The 15,826-nt window shown below is 62.4% G+C and carries 18 protein-coding genes; 9 read left to right on the forward strand and 9 right to left on the reverse strand.

Features of this window, described 5'->3' with window-relative positions; all coding sequences use genetic code 11:
• Positions 1-2 precede the first annotated feature (2 nt).
• Both ACFRFQ_RS15250 and ACFRFQ_RS15255 read left to right on the forward strand, forming a co-directional pair.
• A complete protein-coding gene (locus tag ACFRFQ_RS15250; RefSeq protein WP_378658978.1) occupies positions 3-959 on the forward strand; it encodes a diacylglycerol/lipid kinase family protein in 957 nt (318 codons plus the stop codon).
• Between the two features lie 253 nt (positions 960-1,212).
• Positions 1,213-1,467, forward strand: coding sequence for a WhiB family transcriptional regulator (locus tag ACFRFQ_RS15255; RefSeq protein WP_003940950.1), 255 nt, complete (start codon positions 1,213-1,215; stop codon positions 1,465-1,467).
• Between the two features lie 126 nt (positions 1,468-1,593).
• On the opposite strand, the gene ACFRFQ_RS15260 is transcribed toward ACFRFQ_RS15255, so the two are convergent.
• Positions 1,594-3,096, reverse strand: a complete 1,503-nt coding sequence (locus ACFRFQ_RS15260; RefSeq protein ID WP_378658981.1) for a sensor histidine kinase — start codon at positions 3,094-3,096, stop codon at positions 1,594-1,596.
• 10 nt (positions 3,097-3,106) lie between these two features.
• Positions 3,107-3,322 carry a biotin/lipoyl-binding carrier protein gene (locus ACFRFQ_RS15265; protein WP_378658983.1) on the reverse strand — a complete coding sequence of 72 codons (216 nt, stop codon included), beginning with the start codon at positions 3,320-3,322 and terminating at the stop codon, positions 3,107-3,109.
• Positions 3,323-3,450: 128 nt separating this feature from the next.
• Between ACFRFQ_RS15265 and ACFRFQ_RS15270 the strand changes: the two genes are divergently transcribed.
• Positions 3,451-3,525: a 50S ribosomal protein bL37 gene (locus ACFRFQ_RS15270; RefSeq protein WP_095887907.1), complete on the forward strand. Its 75-nt coding sequence runs from the start codon at positions 3,451-3,453 to the stop codon at positions 3,523-3,525.
• Positions 3,526-3,614: 89 nt separating this feature from the next.
• Here ACFRFQ_RS15270 and rsrA read toward each other — a convergent pair whose 3' ends face one another.
• Positions 3,615-3,896 (reverse strand): mycothiol system anti-sigma-R factor, encoded by a 282-nt coding sequence (rsrA, locus tag ACFRFQ_RS15275; RefSeq protein WP_033231177.1) that lies wholly within the window; start codon positions 3,894-3,896, stop codon positions 3,615-3,617.
• Positions 3,893-4,618 carry a sigma-70 family RNA polymerase sigma factor gene (locus ACFRFQ_RS15280; protein WP_378658986.1) on the reverse strand — a complete coding sequence of 242 codons (726 nt, stop codon included), beginning with the start codon at positions 4,616-4,618 and terminating at the stop codon, positions 3,893-3,895. The genes rsrA and ACFRFQ_RS15280 overlap by 4 nt, the downstream gene beginning before the upstream one ends.
• A gap of 148 nt (positions 4,619-4,766) precedes the next feature.
• Here ACFRFQ_RS15280 and ybaK point away from each other — a divergent pair, with 148 nt between their 5' ends.
• From ybaK to ACFRFQ_RS15300, 4 genes are all read left to right on the forward strand, one after another.
• Positions 4,767-5,261, forward strand: coding sequence for a Cys-tRNA(Pro) deacylase (gene ybaK / locus ACFRFQ_RS15285; protein WP_378658989.1), 495 nt, complete (start codon positions 4,767-4,769; stop codon positions 5,259-5,261).
• Between the two features lie 389 nt (positions 5,262-5,650).
• Entirely contained in the window at positions 5,651-6,883 is a 1,233-nt protein-coding gene (locus ACFRFQ_RS15290; RefSeq protein ID WP_378658991.1) for a hypothetical protein, read from the forward strand.
• 160 nt (positions 6,884-7,043) lie between these two features.
• Positions 7,044-7,493, forward strand: a complete 450-nt coding sequence (locus ACFRFQ_RS15295) for a class F sortase (RefSeq protein WP_378658994.1) — start codon at positions 7,044-7,046, stop codon at positions 7,491-7,493.
• Positions 7,494-7,539: 46 nt separating this feature from the next.
• The gene (locus tag ACFRFQ_RS15300; RefSeq protein WP_378658996.1) at positions 7,540-8,262 is read left to right on the forward strand and encodes an SIMPL domain-containing protein; all 723 of its coding nucleotides are present in this window, start codon (positions 7,540-7,542) and stop codon (positions 8,260-8,262) included.
• On the opposite strand, the gene ACFRFQ_RS15305 is transcribed toward ACFRFQ_RS15300, so the two are convergent.
• Positions 8,259-9,011, reverse strand: coding sequence for an SOS response-associated peptidase (locus ACFRFQ_RS15305; protein ID WP_378658999.1), 753 nt, complete (start codon positions 9,009-9,011; stop codon positions 8,259-8,261). The two genes, ACFRFQ_RS15300 and ACFRFQ_RS15305, sit on opposite strands and share 4 nt — an antisense overlap.
• 49 nt (positions 9,012-9,060) lie before the next feature.
• Between ACFRFQ_RS15305 and aroA the strand changes: the two genes are divergently transcribed.
• A complete protein-coding gene (aroA, locus tag ACFRFQ_RS15310; RefSeq protein ID WP_378659002.1) occupies positions 9,061-10,368 on the forward strand; it encodes a 3-phosphoshikimate 1-carboxyvinyltransferase in 1,308 nt (435 codons plus the stop codon).
• Positions 10,365-11,354 carry a ribosome small subunit-dependent GTPase A gene (rsgA, locus tag ACFRFQ_RS15315; RefSeq protein ID WP_172936213.1) on the forward strand — a complete coding sequence of 330 codons (990 nt, stop codon included), beginning with the start codon at positions 10,365-10,367 and terminating at the stop codon, positions 11,352-11,354. Before aroA ends, rsgA begins: the two co-directional genes overlap by 4 nt.
• A gap of 71 nt (positions 11,355-11,425) precedes the next feature.
• Here rsgA and ACFRFQ_RS15320 read toward each other — a convergent pair whose 3' ends face one another.
• The 4 genes from ACFRFQ_RS15320 to ACFRFQ_RS15335 all read right to left on the reverse strand — a co-directional run bounded on the left by ACFRFQ_RS15320 (position 11,426) and on the right by ACFRFQ_RS15335 (position 15,813).
• Positions 11,426-12,667 carry a fatty acid desaturase gene (locus tag ACFRFQ_RS15320; protein ID WP_138869340.1) on the reverse strand — a complete coding sequence of 414 codons (1,242 nt, stop codon included), beginning with the start codon at positions 12,665-12,667 and terminating at the stop codon, positions 11,426-11,428.
• Positions 12,668-12,795: 128 nt separating this feature from the next.
• Entirely contained in the window at positions 12,796-14,058 is a 1,263-nt protein-coding gene (locus tag ACFRFQ_RS15325) for a fatty acid desaturase family protein (protein WP_378659005.1), read from the reverse strand.
• A gap of 24 nt (positions 14,059-14,082) precedes the next feature.
• Positions 14,083-15,201, reverse strand: a complete 1,119-nt coding sequence (locus tag ACFRFQ_RS15330) for a ferredoxin reductase (RefSeq protein ID WP_138869342.1) — start codon at positions 15,199-15,201, stop codon at positions 14,083-14,085.
• Between the two features lie 117 nt (positions 15,202-15,318).
• Positions 15,319-15,813 carry a DUF6912 family protein gene (locus ACFRFQ_RS15335; RefSeq protein WP_378659009.1) on the reverse strand — a complete coding sequence of 165 codons (495 nt, stop codon included), beginning with the start codon at positions 15,811-15,813 and terminating at the stop codon, positions 15,319-15,321.
• Positions 15,814-15,826: the final 13 nt, after the last annotated feature.

The following is a 15,826-nucleotide window of genomic DNA, read 5'->3' on the forward strand; positions in this document are numbered from 1 at the left end:
CCGTGCGCGCACTGCTGATCGTCAATCCCAATGCCACTTCGACCACCGCGGCCGGTCGTGATCTGTTGGCTCACGCTCTCGAGAGTCGGGTGCGACTGACCGTGACGCACACAACCCACCGGGGTCACGCCGCCGAACTCGCCCGGCAAGCACACGAAGACGGTTTCGGTGTGGTGATCGTCCACGGCGGCGACGGCACCGTCAACGAAGTGGTCAACGGCCTTCTCGGATCACCGCACCCCACATCGATGAAAGCCGTGCCCGTCGGACCCATCCCGACCGTCGCGGTTGTTCCCGGCGGATCCGCCAACGTGTTCGCCCGCTCGCTGGGTATCGCGGCTGATCCTGTCGACGCCACCAATCAACTCATCGATCTCCTGAGCGAGCGGACGCGCCGGCGCATCGGACTCGCACATGCAGACAACCGTTGGTTCACGTTCAACGCCGGCATGGGCCTCGACGCCGATGTGTGCGAGGCCGTCGACGCCAGTCGCAAGAACGGTGATCCCGCGACGCCGAGCCGATACGTGCGCACCGCGATCGCCGCATTCTTCCGGGCCAAGCGAGCCGAACCTGCACTCACGGTCCACCTTCCGGGTCAGGATCCGATTCCGGGCGTTCACTACGCTTTCGTGTCCAATTCGAGCCCGTGGACCTATCTCGAAGCGCGGCCCGTACACACCAATCCCGGAACGACTTTCGACTCGGGACTCGGACTCTTCGCGATGACGAGCACCAAAGTCCTTCCCTCGCTGAAGGTTGTCCGGCAGCTGCTGGCGAAGGGCGCAGAGCCGAAATCGAAAGTGCTCGTACGCACCGATGACGTCGCGACCATCACCATCGCATCGTCACGGCCGATCGGTTTTCAGATGGACGGAGATTTCATCGGACTTCGCAAATCGGTCGAATTTACCGCCGTACCGGACGCGCTCGAGGTATTCGCTCCGCTTCCCGCGTGATCCACACAACTGGTTTGACCTGCGAAAACACTAGAAAATCGTCATTGCGCTCCGGTAAAATGCCGATGACTACAAGGTTGCCAACCGGTACGTCCGAATTTAGTGAGTTGGCCCACGAACCTGTCCAAATCTATTGACATACTGCGAGTTCGTGAAAGCATTCACAAGTAACAGTGCGGAAACATTGATTACGCACACACAAACTCATTGGTACCAAACGGTGTATTCACACCCAGCTTAAGGAGCGAAAAGGATGGACTGGCGCCACAACGCAATCTGTCGCGACGAGGATCCCGAACTGTTCTTCCCCGTGGGAAACAGCGGACCGGCCCTCGCACAGATTGCTGATGCCAAGGTTGTCTGCAACCGCTGCCCCGTCACCGCCGAATGCTTGTCCTGGGCTCTCGAGTCCGGTCAGGATGCAGGCGTGTGGGGCGGAATGAGCGAAGACGAGCGTCGCGCACTCAAGCGTCGCAACGCACGTACTCGCGCACGCACTTCCGTCTAGGCAAGTACCTCAGACGTTCGACGCGAACGCGAGTACAGCCCCTCCCGTTTTGCCGTCGAAGACGACAGCCCGGCACACCATGGTGCCGGGCTTTTTGTCTGCCCGGAATACCATCGCCGACGCGAATCAGTAACGCGCACTTCGCCTGCCGAGCGGCACACGGAGCACCGCATCGGTTCCGCCACCACTTCCCGGGTGCAATCCGAGCGAACCACCGAGCTCCGCACCGAGCAGCGTCCGCACGATCTGCAACCCCAGACGGTCGGATTTCTCGAGACTGAAACCCGCGGGCAAACCACGCCCGTTGTCGTGAATGATCACGTCCAGCCACCGCGCCGAACGCTCCGCACTGAGAGTCACGGTGCCGGCGACGCCAGGATCGAACGCGTGCTCGATCGCGTTCTGTACCAACTCCGTCAGCACCATCACCAGCGGCGTCGCCCGCTCGGCGGAGAACACACCGAAACTGCCCTCACGCCGGATCGTCACGGGCGCACCGACTCCCGCGACATCGGAGAGCATCGGAACCAACCGGTCGATCACTTCGTCGAGGTCGACTTCCTCGTCCACCGACATCGACAACGTGTCGTGCACCAACGCAATCGACGTCACTCGTCGCACCGATTCGGTCAGGGCCTGGCGCGCTTCGTCGTTGCCGGTTCGGCGAGCCTGCAGGCGCAACAGCGCCGCGACGGTCTGCAAGTTGTTCTTCACCCGATGGTGAATCTCGCGAATTGTCGCATCCTTGCTGAGCAGAGCACGGTCTCGCCGCTTCACCTCGGTCACGTCACGGATGACAACAGCAGCACCCACGTGGCGTCCGCCCGGCTTGAGGACCAACGCACGTAGCAGCACGGTGGCACCCCGCGCTTCGATCTCCATCCGTCGACCGGGCTTGTCCGCCAAAGTATCTCGGATGTAGCCGGCCACCTCTTGCGATTCGAACGGGTCGGTCACCAGCATCCGCGTCACCGCAGCGAGATCCTGGCCCACAAGATCCGCGCTCAACCCCATGCGGTGATAGGCCGACAACGCGTTCGGGCTCGCGTACACCACCCTCCCCTCGGTATCGAGCCGGATGAAACCGTCGCCCGCACGCGGACTCGAGTTGGTATCCGAACGCGACTCCCGAACCGGGAACGTGCCGTCACTGATCATCTGACACAGGTCGGCTGCACAATCCAGATATGCCACTTCCAACGGACTCTGCGCCCGCTGCTGCGACAGGTTGGTATCGCGACTCAGGGCGGCAATGACACGGCCGTCCAATCGCACCGGCAATGCCTCCCGGCGCGGCGGCATACCTTCGCGCCAGTCTGTGTCCTCGGCCCGCACCACCTGACCCTCGACCAACGCACGCAGAACCTGCGGATGCTCGGACTCCGACACGAGGGTCCCGACGGCGTCCTCCGGGAACGCCGTCGACGCCGTGGTCGGGCGGCAATGCGCGACGCAGATCACGCTTCCGGACAGCTCCGACTGATCCGATTCGGTGGCTACCCACAGAAGGACGTCGGCGAACGAGAGGTCGGCCAGGAGTTGCCACTCACCGACCACCCGCTGCAGGTGATCGACGGCGACGCCGGGGAGGTCGGTGTGTTCGGCCAGGAGGTCGCTGAGCGTGGACATTCGCGAGCGCTTAGGAGATCACGGCGATCAAGTCGCCTTGCTGAATGACATCGCCGACCTTGACACCCAGGGTGGTCACGGTTCCCGCGACCTCGGCCAGCACCGGAATCTCCATCTTCATGGACTCCAGGATGACCAGAGTGTCACCGTCCGCCACAACATCGCCCTCGCTCACGACAACCTGGAACACCGTGGACACCATTTCCGCGCGCACATCTTCTGCCATCGTGAACCTCACTTCTGCCGATAACCGGTAAGACTTCCGTCGCCGGGAGACCCGATCGACCTGCCAATGGAACCACACCGGCGTGGGCGTGAAAGAATGACGCGAAAGAAACAGAAGGGAGACCAATCATGGGTAAGCGCGGTCGTAAGAAGCGTAGCCGTAAGGGCAGTGCAGCTAACCATGGCAAGCGTCCAAACGCCTGACATGTAGTGCACCAACAACAAGGGGCGGGGAAGCAATCTTGCTTCCCCGCCCCTTGTTGTTACTGACGTCTCAGACGCCCCCAGCCGGACTATTTGTCGGTTTCGGTACTCGTGACGATGATCGTACGTCGCAACTCGATGGTGAGCCTCTGACGGAGGCTCTCGGGTGCATGCTCGCCGCCGCACTTGCGGCTGATCAAACTCTTGACCTTCTCTTCGATTCCGTACGCGGCGAGGCAGGAACCACAATCGTCGATATGCCGCTGCAGACGTGCGCGACTGGCATCGTCGCATTCACCGTCGAGCATCAACCACACGTCGGCAATGACCGCCGAGCAGTCGAGCCTTTCGAATTCGTCCTGCGTGCTCATCGGACAACACCTTCCGCTTCGGCAGCCACGTCCTTCTCGCCGCGGTTGAACCCACGGTCCTTCGCGACGTCGGCCAACAATCCGCGCAACTGCTTACGGCCGCGATGCAGCCGCGACATCACCGTTCCGATGGGCGTGCCCATGATCTCCGCGATTTCCTTGTACGGGAAACCCTCGACATCCGCGTAGTACACCGCCATCCGGAACTCTTCGGGCAGCTCTTGCAGGGCCGCCTTGATGTCGTCGTCGGGAAGCGCGTCGAGCGCCTCGACCTCAGCGGAACGCAGCCCGGTGGACGTGTGTTCCGCCGTGGCAGCCAACTGCCAGTCGGTGATCTCGTCGGTCGGATACTGCGCCGGCTGGCGCTGCTTCTTCCGATACGAATTGATGTACGTGTTGGTGAGAATCCGGTACAGCCACGCCTTGAGATTGGTTCCGTCGCGGAACGACCGGAAGGCCGTGTACGCCTTGATGTACGTTTCCTGAACCAGATCCTCGGCATCCGAGGGATTACGCGTCATCCGCAGTGCGGCGCCGTAGAGCTGGTCGAGCAAGGGCAGCGCATCCCGCTCGAAACGGGCAATCAACTCATCCGCAGTTTCGGGCGTTTCGGACGCGACAGCATCGGTGGGTTCGGTGACCTCCGACTGTTCGTCCTTGGGCCGGTCGTGTTCCAGCACTCTGATCCCTTCACTAGCCGTGGGGATCAAGGTTACCGCCATCGTCAGTTCCGACCTATGGGCCGGTCGTGGCTCGCACACAGCCAGCACGGTCGCTCCTTCACTATTTCCGGATGTATCAAGCAGTACCAACACCACTGCCTCGGACAACATTCCCTCTTTACAGGCGGTACGGACATAGAGTGTCGGAATGGCCGGAACTGCGACCCCTGCGACCAAACTCCTCGAGAAGTCGAAGACCGCACATCAGGTTCACAGCTACGACCACGACCCACGCGCAGAATCCTTCGGCGACGAGGCTGTCGCCGCGCTCGCCGGGTCCGTCGGCGTCACGGCAGACCAGATATTCAAGACGCTGGTCATCAAACTCGACACCGGAAAACTGGCCGTCGCCGTACTCCCCGTCCCGAACAAACTCTCACTGAAAGCTGCTGCCGCCGCACTCGGCGCAAGCAAAGCCGTCATGGCCGACCGCGCCGATGCAGAGCGCTCGAGCGGCTACGTCTTCGGTGGCATTTCCCCCTTGGGACAACGCAAGAAACTGCCCACAGTGATCGACGACTCGGCACTCGAGTGGGATCGCGTCCTGTGCAGCGCGGGTCGACGCGGACTCGAAATCGAACTGGCGCCCGGTGATCTTGTCGATCTGTGCGGCGCAACGACTGCGTCGATTACAGCCGGCTGAACAACTACTGCAGTGTCGAGTACTGCAGTTTCGAGTACTGCAGTTTCGAGTCCGTGGGCCTAAAGTCCCGACCCCCCTACACCTAAGGTCACGTCCACATCCAGTCGACGGGACATTTCTCGGCAAGATTCACCCCCGAAATCACCCTTTCTCTCGACTTCGAATTGCGTTACGACGCAACGGATTAGCACACTTCTGTGAAATAGCGCACGATCAGCAAATCGGACTTGACGGACATAGCGACCATCGAGTTACCTTAAGTTGAACACTTGATCAACTACCCGCCGCCATCGGCGCACTCTTCGATCCGCCTCGCCCGGCCTTCATGTGCCGTGCCCCCGATCCGAGCTGTGCACCGCCGCTTCCGGGACCCGAAAGGTCATACTGTCGTGAACAATCAGCGCGGACGTACCAAGATTTACGCAGCAGCAGTAGCCGTCGCAAGTTTCACCGCATTCGCGGGAGCGGCGCCGGCGGCGGCAACCGACGACGACAACGGTGAGGCGACTACAGCGCAGACAACCGCCGAGTCGCCCACGACCACCGAGTCGGCAACGGCCTCCGAGTCCGCGCCAGCAACAACGTCAGCAACGTCATCGGCAACATCGGAGACGACGACTGCCGCCGCGACCACCACGACAGGCACGACAGGCACGACAGGCACGACAACACCGTCAGTCGCCACAAAGTCGACCCCGGTCTGGAACTCACCGACCGACGGTATCGCCGCAGGTGGGCGCGAATATTCGGTCTCCCCCGGAACCGTCACGGTGTATTACCCCGACGGCCAGAGCGCTGCGATGGGCCAGCACATCAATCTGGACATCAGAAACCCCGAGACCGGTGAAATCATCAAACTGGGGACACACATCGACGGCAACGGACAGTGGACCGAGAAGTACATCGGCCAATCCCCCTGGGTGCTCGACATATCCTCACACCCCAATTTCCCGGGGTGGGATAACTTCGAGATCGTCTGGGTTCAGGTCGACGGGCAGAACTACCACTACGGCGAGCACGGTGAACCGCCGATGCCCTCCGATCCCAAGACACCCGAAACAACAACCAGCACAACAACACCGGTGACGACAACGACCATCCCAGAGGGCCCGACTCCCCCGATAACAACTCAGCCGACCACACCAACGGTCACGACGACAACCGAGGTGACAACCACCGAAGTACCGACCACCACCACGTCTGCGACAACCACTGCCACCACGGAACCGACCACCACCACGCCTGCCACCAGCTCTTCCGCAGTGTCGACACCGTCGGCGACGTCGATTCCGACAACCACCACTCGGGTGGTCGTGATCCCCCCGATCATCGTGGGAATCCCGAAAATCGACGGCTCGACCCCGGCGCCCACGACGGGACCGTCGAAGGAACCGGTGTACGTGGTCACTACGCCCGAGGGTTACGAAGTCCACGGTTACGACGATCCACAGGGCACGTTTGTCCCCCTGGCCTACGACGACGCGCTGGTGTTCCAGACCGGGGCAAGTGAGTCCACGGGACCGTCCGGTGTGGTGATCGCGGGAGTCGGCGGCGCGGCTTTGCTGGTCTCCGCTGCGGGCGCGTTTGCTCTGCGTCGCAAGAATGTACTGCGCCAGCACTGAAATGCACTGCGCCAGCACTGATCGGTGGCGTGTCCTGATCCTGGCAGCGCTCTTTCTCGTGCTGTCAGGGTGCGGGGTCTCCGGACAAGCCCGGCCGGAGACCGCGCACACGTCGGTCGACACGATTCCTCCCGATTCGCTTCAATTGCAGTCGGTCCCGATGGCTCAGCCGAGGCAGCTGTCGATCGCCGATCTGGGAATCGATGTACCCGTGCTCCCGATGCCTGCCGGCGCCTGCCCCGTGCTCGATCCGCCGACGTTGGCGGACGCGTACTGGGTCGGATGCCGCAGTGAACCTGGAACAGACAGTGACGGAACGGTTTTTGTCATCGGGCATGCGGGCGCCGGGACTCCGGCCGTGTTCGACACACTGCCCGAGATCGTGGCCGGCAGCACTGTGTTGATCGACACGGATTCCGGCACACTCGAGTACACAGTGCGCTCGACTGCGCTGTACGAGAAGCTCGGCGAAGCACAGGAGTCGCCGGAGTTGCGCCTTCGACAGCCGGGACGCCTGGTCCTCGTGACGTGTTACCTGGAGAACGGAACGACGCTGTCGTCGAAGAACTTTGTTGCCTACGCCGAGATCACCGGCGCCCTGGCTCGATGACGGGATTCGACCACGCAGCCTAGCGGGAGTCGCTAGCGTCTGGGCCATGAACCTCACGACCGGCCGACCACACCTGGCGACGCTTGCGGTAGCCGCCGCGCTCGCGATCTCGCTCACCGCATGCGCAAGCACCGACAGCACGACCAAAGAGGTCACCGTCGTCGGAACAGGTGAGGTGCGCGGCGCCCCCGATATTCTCAGTGCGGGCATCGGAGTCGAGGTAGTTGCGCCGGACGTGTCGGGAGCGGTTTCCCAAGCGAACGAGAAAGCGCGGGTGATGATCGACGCGATGGTCGCCGCAGGTGTCGCTGCCGAAGACATTCAGACCAGTGATCTGTCCATCCAGCCGCAGTACGACGGGACAGGTGGTCCGTTCGGCGGCGCAGCCGTGACGGGTTACCGTGCGACGAACTCGGTGCGGATTGTCGTTCGGGATCTGAGTAAGGCGTCCGCCGTGCTCGACGCGGGAATCGCTGCCGGCGGTGATGCGGCACGCCTGAATACCGTCACCTTCGATATCGACGACGATTCGGCGTTACTCGCAGACGCTCGGACCCGTGCATTCGAGGACGCCCAGAACCGTGCGGAGCAATACGCTGATCTTTCCGGGACATCACTCGCGAACGTCGTCACCATCACCGAGGCTCACAACACCACCGGCAACCAGAACATGATGCGTTCCCCGGACGCCTCGATGAGCGACATGGTGATCGCACCCGGAACCCAGCAAGTGTCCTTCGAGGTCACCGTGACGTGGGCGCTCGACTAGAGCAGGCTGATCTGCTCGCCCGCGCGATCGATGTCCGGCTCGATCAGTTCGTGTCCGTTGTTCTTGACACTGTTGACGAGGGGCCGGACTCGATCGATCTCGATCTGTTCGAAGAGGTCGGGTACCGGTTCGAGCAACGACGGGTTCGCGCCGTGATCGGGGGCGAGCCACGCCTCCCAGCGGTCGCGCGGTAACGCCAGCGGCATCCGGTCGTGTACCTGCTCGAGGTGACCGAGTGAGTCGACAGTGACGATGGAGCAACTCAGGACGGGGCTCGCATTCTCGACGTTCGGGTCCCGCCACGCTGACCACACGCCGGCCATGAACAGCCGTGATCCGTCGCCTGGGTGCATGTAGTACGGGATCTTCGACGCCTTCTTGCCGCCCTGCGGTTCGGTCTGCCACTCGTACCACCCGTCCATCGGGACCAGGCAGCGCTTGTATTTGAACGCGGTCCGAAAGGCCGGTTTCTCGGCTAGGGAGTCGGCGCGAGCGTTGAACAGGACCGGGCCCTTGCCCAGTTCTTTCGTCCATGAGGGCACCAACCCCCATCGCATCTGCCGAATCCGCTTTGTCGGATCAGCGTCGGGGTTCTCGCGATCATGGCGCTCGACCACCGTCAGCACCGGCGTTGTCGGGGCCACGTTGTAGTCCGGCGCGACGGCCGACGAATGATCCGTCTCGTCGATTGCATCGAGTTCGACTGCCAGGCTCGCCGGGTCCGCTGTGGTCGCATACCTTCCGCACATGACACCCAGGGTGGCACGGTTTCGACCAATCTCCCACCGATGAGAGAAGATGGACCTCGTGAGTCTGAGTCTGTGGAGCGCCCCTGTATCCAAAACGCCGGTCGACGCAGTGGTGACACTGCCCGGATCGAAGTCCATCACCAATCGAGCCTTGATCCTGGCAGCGTTGGCTGACGGTCCGTCCACCCTCACCGGCGCACTCCGCAGCCGCGACGCCGACCTCATGATCGCGGCATTGCGCGACCTCGGGATCGGTATCGAGGAAGCGGGCGATCCCAGCACGCTCGCGGTCACACCCGGTCCGCTGCGCGGCGGCGACGTCGATTGTGGGCTCGCCGGTACCGTCATGCGATTCCTCCCGCCCCTGGCTGCCATGGCTGACGGCGTTGTCCGTTTCGACGGCGACGAACAGGCCCGGACGCGACCGCTCGGCACCATCCTCGAAGCACTGCGAGGGTTGGGTGCGCAGATCGACGGCGACGCTCTCCCGTTCACGGTGACCGGCACAGGATCACTGCGCGGCGGAACAGTCACCATCGACGCGTCCGGTTCGTCACAGTTCGTCTCCGGGTTGCTGCTCTCGGCCGCAGCGTTCGAGGAGGGCGTCACCGTGCACCACAGCGGCAAGCCGGTTCCGTCGATGCCCCACATCGACATGACCGTCGACATGCTGCGCGAAGCCGGTGTGTCCGTCACGACACCGGCTACGGGCGGCGACGCCGACACCTGGCGGGTCGAACCCGGATCGGTGCGCGCGATCGACTGGGTCATCGAACCCGACCTGTCCAACGCCACCCCCTTCCTGGCAGCGGCGGCCGTCACCGGCGGCACCGTCAGCGTGCCGTTGTGGCCGTCGTCGACAACGCAGCCCGGTGATGCAATCCGCGACATTCTCGCCGCGATGGGGGCCGAGGTCACGCTCGCCGACGGCACCCTCACCGTGCGAGGCCCCGCAACCTTGCGCGGCATCGACATCGACCTGCACGACGTCGGTGAACTCACCCCGACCGTTGCGGCGCTCGCCGCCCTCGCAGAGGGAACGTCGCATCTGCGCGGGATCGCACACTTGCGCGGCCATGAGACGGACCGACTGGCGGCACTGGCCGACGAGATCAACAAGCTGGGCGGGTCTGTCACCGAGACCGATGACGGCCTGACCATCGTTCCCGCGAAACTACATGGTGGGCAATGGCTCTCGTACGCGGATCACCGCATGGCCACGGCCGGTGCGATCATCGGCCTGGTCGTCGACGGTGTCGAGGTCGACGACGTCGCGACGACAGCCAAGACGCTGCCGGGCTTCGAGAACATGTGGACTGACATGCTGGCATCCTCCACGCGAAAGGCAAGCTTCTGAGCCCGCGGCAGTACGACGAGTCCGACGTCCGGGTCCGCCCCGGTCGCGGATCACGTCCCCGCACCAAGACCCGTCCCGAACATCTGTCGGCCGAATCGGGGATGGTGGTGTCGAAGGATCGTGGCCGTTGGGGTTGCGTCCTGGGCGGCGATCCCGACCGGCTGATCGTGACGATGCGCGCCCGCGAACTGGGACGAACACCCATCGTCGTCGGCGATCAGGTGGACATAGTCGGCGACCTGTCGGGCAAAACCGATACGCTCGCTCGCATTGTCCGGGTCTCCGAGCGCTCCACTGTGCTGCGACGCACCGCCGACGACACGGATCCGTTCGAGCGGATCGTGGTCGCCAACGCGCAGCAGCTGTTGATCGTGGTTGCGTTGGCCGATCCGCCGCCGCGCACCGGTTTTGTCGAGCGCGCCCTGGTTGCGGCGTACGTGGGCGGTCTCACGCCCATCGTATGCCTGACCAAGAGTGACCTGGAACCGCCGGAGGAGTTCGCCAGCACGTTTGCCGACCTCGACATCCAGGTGGTTGTAGCCGGTCGTGACGATCCGCTGGACGAACTCACCGCAATCCTGCACGACAAGCTGACAGCCCTGATCGGGCACTCGGGCGTCGGCAAGTCGACGTTGGTGAATCGCCTTGTCCCCGATGCCAATCGCGCCGTCGGCATCGTCTCCGGCGTGGGCAAGGGACGGCACACGTCGACGCAGTCGGTGGCACTCCCCCTCGCCGAGGGCGGTTGGGTGATCGACACGCCAGGTATCCGCTCGTTCGGCTTGGCCCATATTTCACCGGAGAATGTTGTCGCCGCTTTCTCCGACCTCGCGGCGCAGATCGAGGACTGCCCCCGTGGATGCACGCACCTCGGCCCGCCGGCGGACCCGGAGTGCAAACTCGATCTTCTCGAAGGAAAATCGGCCCGTCGGGTAATTGCCGTGCGGCAACTCCTCGAAGCCATCAAATCGAACGACCAGTACTGACAAGCGACCAGTACTGACTAACGACAAAGCCCAGATACCTGAATCGGCATCTGGGCTTTGTCGGCAGCAGATCAGCGCAGGCCGAGCAGGCTCCGCAGCTTTCCACTCTTACGCTTTTGCGCGATGGCGCTCTTGAGCCCGCGACGACGGCCGGTGACCGGATCGATCGTCGAGGAGGCCTCGCCGTCGAACATCAACTCGGATGCCGTTTCCGGCGCGTTGTCGACGGTGTCCTTGAGGTACTTGTTTGGCAGCGACAACTTGGCGATGGTGCGCCACGACTTGGCGTACTGCACCAGGAAAGGCCCTGTCGTGTAGGGCAAGTCGTACTTGTCGGTGAGCTCGCGAACCTTGACCGCGATGGCCGGGTACCGGTTGCTCGGCAGGTCGGGGAACAGGTGGTGTTCGATCTGGTAGCTCAGGTTGCCGGACATGAAGTCCATCAGTTTGCTGCCGTCGATGTTGGCACTACCGAGCATCTGACGCAGGTACCACTGAGCCTGCGATTCACCGTCGATGTCTGCCTTGGTGAACTTCTCAGCGCCGTCCGGGAAGTGCCCGCAGAAGATGATGGCATTGGTCCACACGTTGCGGATGATGTTGGCGGTGAAGTTGGCACTGAGCGTGCTCTTCCACGCCGGCCCCGTGAGGGCCGGGTACACGACGTAATCCTTGACGAGTTGCTTGCCGACCTTTTCGCCGACCTCGCGCAGTTTACGACGCGTATCGTCCATGTCCGCGCGACCCTTGGCCACCTTGCCGAGCTCGAGGTGCTGCGCGGCGATGCCCCACTCGAAGAAGAGCGCAAGCAGAGTGTTGTAGACGAGGTTGCCGGAGTTGAACGGCTTCCAGCGCTGGTCGCGGGTGACGCGGAGCAATCCGTATCCGACGTCGTCGTCCATGCCGAGGACGTTGGTGTACTTGTGATGCAGGAAGTTGTGCGTCTGCTTCCAGTGCGCCGACGGGCCGGTGACGTCCCACTCCCACGAGCTCGAGTGAATTTCCGGATCGTTCATCCAGTCCCACTGCCCGTGCATGACGTTGTGGCCGAGCTCCATGTTCTCGATGATCTTTGCAACACCGAGGATGCCGGTGCCGAGCAGCCACGCGGGGCGCTTGCGGCTGGCGAACAGGATCGCGCGACCACTGACCTCCAGGGTTCGCTGGAGACGAATGACATTGCGGACGTAGCGTGCGTCTTTCTCGCCACGCGAATCTTCTATGTCACGACGGATCGCATCGAGTTCACGACCGAGCGCTTCGACGTCAGCTTCGGTGAGATGCGCATATTCCTTGACGTCTGCAATCGCCATGCGGGCCTCCTACGGTGAGTTCTTGTCGAAAAGTTCATGCCGAACGTTCATGCCGAACGGATTCAACACGACCTACTCTAGCGTAAGTTACGGCACCGTAGGTTAGCTTTTGCTCGATGTAATCTATATCACTTCTTGCGCTTCGGCAGGCGGGAACGCGCTTGCGACTTCAAAGCAGTCAGCAGACCCATTCGCTTGCCGGTCACCGGATCGGTCCGCAGATCGTCGACCATCGCCAGTGCAGCACCTTTGATTCCCGGCTCCCGGAACCGCAGTTCCGAGGACGTTTCCGGCGCATTGTCCGAGGTCGCGATCAACCACTTGTCCGGCAAGGCCAGTTTGTGAATGGTGCGAAGAGCAAGCACATACTGCTTGAACAACGAACCTGTCGTGTACGGAAGATCGAACTTCTCGCACAAGGCCCGCATCTTCACAGCGATCTCCGGATAGCGATTGCTCGGCAGATCCGGGAACACGTGATGCTCGATCTGGTAACTCAGGTTGCCGCTCATGAACCCCATGAGCTTGCCGGAATTGAAGTTGGCACTGCCGAGCATCTGACGCAGGTACCACTCGTGACGGGTTTCCTGCTCGAACTCGGCGACGGTGAACTTTTCTGCACCATCGGGAAAATGGCCGCAGAAGATGACAACGTACGCCCACAGGTTGCGAACAAGATTCGCGGTGGCATTGGCCGTCAGCGTCGACTTCCAGGCAGGCCCGGTCAGCAAGGGGAAGACCACAAAATCCTTGCCGACCTGCCGGACGATCTTGCGTGCAAAATCCTTGTTGGCCTGAGAATTCAGCTGACCCTTTACGGCACCCTCCAACTTGGCGGCCGCGGTCAGGTCATGGAGAGCGATGCCCCACTCGAACGTTGCCGCCAGAATGACATTGGCAATCGGCTGCAGCAGGTTGATCGGCTTCCACGCCTCGTCCCGCGTCATCCGCAGGATCCCGAAACCCAGATCCTCGTCCATCCCGACAACATTGGTGTACGTGTGATGCTGGTAGTTGTGAGCACGTTTCCAGTGCTCGGACGGACCCGTCTGATCCCATTCCCACGAGCAGGAATGAATCTCCGGATCGTTCATCCAGTCCCACTGCCCGTGCATCACGTTGTGCCCGAGTTCCATGTTCTCGATGATCTTCGAGATGCTCAGCAGCGCCGTACCCGCCAACCAGGCGGGCCGGTACTTGCTACCGAACAGTGCGATACGGCCGCCGAGTTCCAAGGCGCGCTGAACGCGAATGACCCGACGAATATAACGGGCGTCCCGGATTCCACGAGAGTCTTCGACATCAAGTCGAATCTGGTCCAGTTCACGCCCGAGCGCTTCGACATCAGCTGCGGTGAGGTGCGAAAACTCTTTGATGTCGGTGATGGCCACCGTTGTCCTCCGTGTGCCTAGAAGCTATGCGTCCAGCGTACAGTCGCCCGCCGCAGCGGAAATGCATGTCTGGATGCGTTCACCCTCGACATGCTGCTTTCCCGAGCGTAGGTCGATCGCATGACCGGAAACGAGAGGTACGACACAGGTCTGGCAAATGCCCATTCGGCAACCGAAAGGCATCAGGGCGCCAGATTGCTCCCCAGCTTCGAGAAGGGTTGTCGCGCCGTCCACCGTGACGGTCTTTCCCGACTTCTCGAACGTGACGGTGCCACCGTCTGCGGATGCATCGATCCTCGACACCGCGAACCGCTCCATGTGCAGGCGGTCTTCGATCCCCTCGGCCTTCCACACGTCGTCGATCTCGTCGAGCAACGGCAGGGGTCCACACGCCCAGGTGTGGCGCTCACGCCAGTCCGGGCACACCTGATCAAGCGAACTGAGCTTGAACTTTCCGTCCCGACGGGTGAGCTGAATGTGGCTGACAAAATCCTCGTGCTCGCCGTGCAGTGCCGTCAGCTCGTCCGCGAACATGACATCGGATTCCGTGGGAGCGGAGTGTACGTGCATGACGTCGGGCAACTGTCCTCGACGATTCATCGTGCGCAACATGCCCATGACCGGCGTGATTCCGCTGCCTGCCGTGATGAACAGGATCTTCTCCGGCGGCGGGTCGGGCAACGCGAAGTTACCGGCCGGCGTGGCCAGCCGGACGATCGTTCCGGACGGAACGGCACCGCTCACCAGGTGACTCGAGAGGAAGCCCTCGGGCATCGCCTTCACCGCGATGGAGATCTTCTTGTTCTCCCAGTTGGGCGGCGACGTCAACGAGTACGACCGCCAATGCCATCGCCCGTCGATGTGCAGGCCGATGCCGATGTACTGCCCCGGCTGGTAATTGAAGTCGAACCCCCAACCCGGCTTGATCACGATCGTCGCGGAGTCCTGCGTCTCCGGCCGAACTTCGACGATCCGGCCACGCAGTTCGCGCGCCGACCACAACGGGTTTGCCAGATGAAGGTAGTCGTCAGGCAATAGAGGTGTGGTCAATCGCGCTGCGGCACCGCGCAGCAAATTGAGCTTCGACCGCGCTGCCGGAACTACCGACGCTGCCGGTGCCTCGATCCAGTCCTTCAGACCCATCAGACCTCCACCTCTCACCTGCGATACTCACGCGCAATGCCTGTGCCTACGCTATCGTAGGTTATCAGGTTACGGTACCGTAGGTTACTTCATAGTAAGGACAGCGGGTGTCCGGTATCAGAGCAGGTCGAGCAGGAACGGCAACTCTTGCGCCGCGTACCACGCCAACTCGTGATCTTCCGCGTCACCGAGGGTGAACTCCGCGTCCGTATCGCCGAGATCTGCAGCATCGACAATCCCCGCCGCCCGCTCGATATCCGGTTCGGCCTGAGCCAGATCAACATGAACGGACGCGACCTGCGCCATCGTTACCGGACCGGCCAAGCGGACCACCGCATCGTCGAGATCCGGACGCAACTTCGCGTCGTCGACATCTGCCGCAACCACCGCGCGGCGGAAGGTCACCGGTCCGTCGGCGCCGGCGATCAAACGCAACGACGCGCGCGCCGCCTCACTCATCGCGACTTCCGCCAACTCGTCGTCGTCCCCGGCTGCATAGGCCTCACGTAATGCCGGAGTGACGGCAAACGCAGTCCGACTCATCGCGTCGAACTCCTGATCGGCAACCAAACGCTGCAGAATTTCCACAGTTGCCGGTACGAACACCCTCATGAGACCACCTTCG

Source organism: Rhodococcus sp. NPDC056743, assembly GCF_042790355.1.
Taxonomy (GTDB): Bacteria; Actinomycetota; Actinomycetes; order Mycobacteriales; family Mycobacteriaceae; genus Rhodococcus_F.

Bases quoted from the DNA above. Each gene is read 5' to 3' on its own strand.
- ACFRFQ_RS15255 (WP_003940950.1), top strand. From the start codon at position 1,213: ATGGACTGGCGCCACAACGCAATCTGTCGCGACGAGGATCCCGAACTG.
- ACFRFQ_RS15260 (WP_378658981.1), bottom strand. From the start codon at position 3,096: ATGTCCACGCTCAGCGACCTCCTGGCCGAACACACCGACCTCCCCGGC.
- ACFRFQ_RS15265 (WP_378658983.1), bottom strand. From the start codon at position 3,322: ATGGCAGAAGATGTGCGCGCGGAAATGGTGTCCACGGTGTTCCAGGTT.
- rsrA (WP_033231177.1), bottom strand. From the start codon at position 3,896: ATGAGCACGCAGGACGAATTCGAAAGGCTCGACTGCTCGGCGGTCATT.
- ACFRFQ_RS15280 (WP_378658986.1), bottom strand. From the start codon at position 4,618: ATGGCGGTAACCTTGATCCCCACGGCTAGTGAAGGGATCAGAGTGCTG.
- ybaK (WP_378658989.1), top strand. From the start codon at position 4,767: ATGGCCGGAACTGCGACCCCTGCGACCAAACTCCTCGAGAAGTCGAAG.
- ACFRFQ_RS15295 (WP_378658994.1), top strand. From the start codon at position 7,044: ATGGCTCAGCCGAGGCAGCTGTCGATCGCCGATCTGGGAATCGATGTA.
- ACFRFQ_RS15300 (WP_378658996.1), top strand. From the start codon at position 7,540: ATGAACCTCACGACCGGCCGACCACACCTGGCGACGCTTGCGGTAGCC.
- ACFRFQ_RS15305 (WP_378658999.1), bottom strand. From the start codon at position 9,011: ATGTGCGGAAGGTATGCGACCACAGCGGACCCGGCGAGCCTGGCAGTC.
- aroA (WP_378659002.1), top strand. From the start codon at position 9,061: ATGGACCTCGTGAGTCTGAGTCTGTGGAGCGCCCCTGTATCCAAAACG.
- ACFRFQ_RS15320 (WP_138869340.1), bottom strand. From the start codon at position 12,667: ATGGCGATTGCAGACGTCAAGGAATATGCGCATCTCACCGAAGCTGAC.
- ACFRFQ_RS15330 (WP_138869342.1), bottom strand. From the start codon at position 15,201: ATGGGTCTGAAGGACTGGATCGAGGCACCGGCAGCGTCGGTAGTTCCG.
- ACFRFQ_RS15335 (WP_378659009.1), bottom strand. From the start codon at position 15,813: ATGAGGGTGTTCGTACCGGCAACTGTGGAAATTCTGCAGCGTTTGGTT.